This window comes from Carboxylicivirga caseinilyticus, from assembly GCF_050589785.1.
Lineage (GTDB): Bacteria > Bacteroidota > Bacteroidia > Bacteroidales > Marinilabiliaceae > Carboxylicivirga > Carboxylicivirga caseinilyticus.
The window spans coordinates 1-2492 of the sequence record NZ_JBNGOX010000090.1; the positions used below are offsets into that span (position 1 = coordinate 1).

The window sequence follows — 2492 nt, forward strand, 5'->3', positions numbered from 1 at the left end:
CTTATCAATCCCCATAGTCAGCTATTTCTACCCGGTTGTCGGCAACACGCGCGCTCAGCCTTTGGTTTGCAACCAGGCAGAACGCTTAGTTGTTAGGCTTTGTTTTTTATTTATACCTATATCTTGTTGTGTTTTTGTCTCCAATTTTCTCAATTATTTTATTGTCTACAGCAAACCTCAAATCTCTGCTAGCAGTAGCTGAAGATATTTCTCTAAAATTTTTTAAATATTCCTTACGAGTAAAAAAGTCGTTCTTTATGATTGATTTAAAGACATCTAACCTGTCTGCGTTTGTTAAGCTCACATTTTGAATATTTAGTAAATCCTCTAGTGATTCAAGTATTATATTAAGCATGAACTCAATAAATACTGTTGATTCTCCACTGTTATCAGACTTTCCAAGCGATTCATAATATTGTTCTTGTTGTTCTTTAATTAAAGACTCTATTGGAAGATATTCAAATACGGGATAAGCATCCTTTAAAATCAACGTCTGCCATAACCTTCCCATTCTTCCATTTCCGTCTATGAAAGGATGAATAAATTCCATCTCATAATGAAATACACAACTTTTGATTAAAACTAAGTCATCGTCATTTTTTACATAGTCAAATAGGTCAAGCATTAAAGGCCTAAGCATAGCACTAGAAGGAGCAACATGAGAAACTTCGTCTCCTTTAACAATTCCAACCGATTTATTTCTGAGTTTACCTGCTGAGTCTATAAGACCATTCATTAGAATACCATGCGCTTCACAAAATGAATCAAAACTATATGGATTCAATTTGTCAATGTATTCATAAACTTCGATGGCATTTTTTACTTCTAGAATATCTTTTTTTGGACCAACTACACGTTTGTTCTCCACAATTGCAGTAATTTGCTCAATTGTCAAAGTATTTCCTTCAATTTCAAGAGATGAGTGGATTGTCTTAATCCTATTTTTCTTTCTTAATTCAGTTGGTGGCTTACTTAAATGAGCTGAGTTAACTTCTCCAATCTTTTCTGAGATCGTAGCAACTAATTTTAATATCTTGCCTGTTATACTATATGGTGGTTTCATAATGTGTTCTTTATGATAGTATCATTTGATAGTATCAAAGATAACTAATTTGAAACTTTCAGCAAGTTTTAACAGTTTGGGTTCAAATAAAGCCTAACGTTTGCTAGACAAAGGCGTCAGGACGAGCAAGCCTAGCCATGCTTTATTTCAGCGGGTTAGCTGGCGTAATTATTGACTCTCAAAATCTTCATTCGAGATTTCCAGATTATAAATATTGGTCCCTGTTTTTACAAATCCTAAATGTCCTATGTCATTTCTATAACTCCAATTCTCACTTTTTAAATAATCCGATAGCAATTTGGAAGAATCAGTCGCAGTAATACTTAATGTATCAAACATCAACAAGAAATTGTCCTTTTCATCATGCGGATTACTACCCCAAACTTCAATCTCATATAATTGTATTTCGGTTCTGGGTAATACAGTCATTGAACTTGTTGTGTCATTGAAACCAAGTCCTTTATAATACACTTTCAACTCTTTATCTGATTTATTGTCTAGGTTATATTCATAACCAATTGCTGGGTCACAAGAAGTCAGAATAGTAATAAATAAGATAAAAGAAAGTCCCAATAAACTAATTGATTTACTCATTTTCAATATGGAATTCTTTTTCATTGAAAGTTTTTTTAGGACGACTCACAATAATTGCTAACGTTTGCTGGATGAAGTCGTGGCGCGTTAGTCGTGGTGTCGTGTCACCCGATAGGGGGACTAAGGTGTCAGGACGAGCCGACCGAGCCATGCTTTATTTCCAGCGTGTTAAGCGCAGGTTTTTATTAGCTTCTTCATTTCTTCAAATGGCTTTGTCCAATATTTTGTATTTTCTTGAGTCAATTCAATTGATACTTTATTTATTATGCCATTTTCCTTAATGAAGTCCATGTTGTCAATATTTCCGTATTTGTCCTTACAGTGATATTTAAAAATATTAACGAAATCATTTAGTCGACCAAGTACTTTTCTGTTATTGTTTGTTTTATAAAATTTTAGTTCTTGTCCGAAATGAATTTTTTCAAGAAAATTGTTACCATAGATTAACTCATCTCTATCCAATTGCTGTTTAAGTTTGGACTGAAATATTTCATCAATATTTTTTAAGTCTCCTTTTTTAAATTTTTCAATGAAGATTGTATAATGAGTCAAAGCATGTACAAAAATCAAACATTTCTTTCTGTCAAGAGTGAAAATATGAGCATTCCAATCATTGGCTTTTAGATCCTTATTGTCCACAGGAAGGATATTGTCTACAGAGCCAATAAATTCACCTAAGTTTTTAGTACAATAGATTCTTTTCATGATGCAATTTATGGTAATGCTGCGGATTTGCAAACTGTCAAGTCCTAAAATATGGCTACAGGTAAAACATGATATTACGCTATATTTTTAAAGACCGTATTAGGAGTTTTATATCCTAAAGATAGATGTA

3 protein-coding genes are annotated in these 2492 nt (G+C 32.9%); all 3 read right to left on the reverse strand.

From position 1 onward, the window contains the following. Positions 1-106: 106 nt before the first annotated feature. A complete protein-coding gene (locus ACRD62_RS22280; RefSeq protein ID WP_430822290.1) occupies positions 107-1063 on the reverse strand; it encodes a Fic family protein in 957 nt (318 codons plus the stop codon). Positions 1064-1231: 168 nt separating this feature from the next. Then, positions 1232-1681 carry a hypothetical protein gene (locus ACRD62_RS22285; RefSeq protein ID WP_430822291.1) on the reverse strand — a complete coding sequence of 150 codons (450 nt, stop codon included), beginning with the start codon at positions 1679-1681 and terminating at the stop codon, positions 1232-1234. 144 nt (positions 1682-1825) lie between these two features. Next, positions 1826-2362 (reverse strand): DUF6933 domain-containing protein, encoded by a 537-nt coding sequence (locus ACRD62_RS22290; protein ID WP_430822292.1) that lies wholly within the window; start codon positions 2360-2362, stop codon positions 1826-1828. Between the last annotated feature and the right edge of the window lie 130 nt (positions 2363-2492).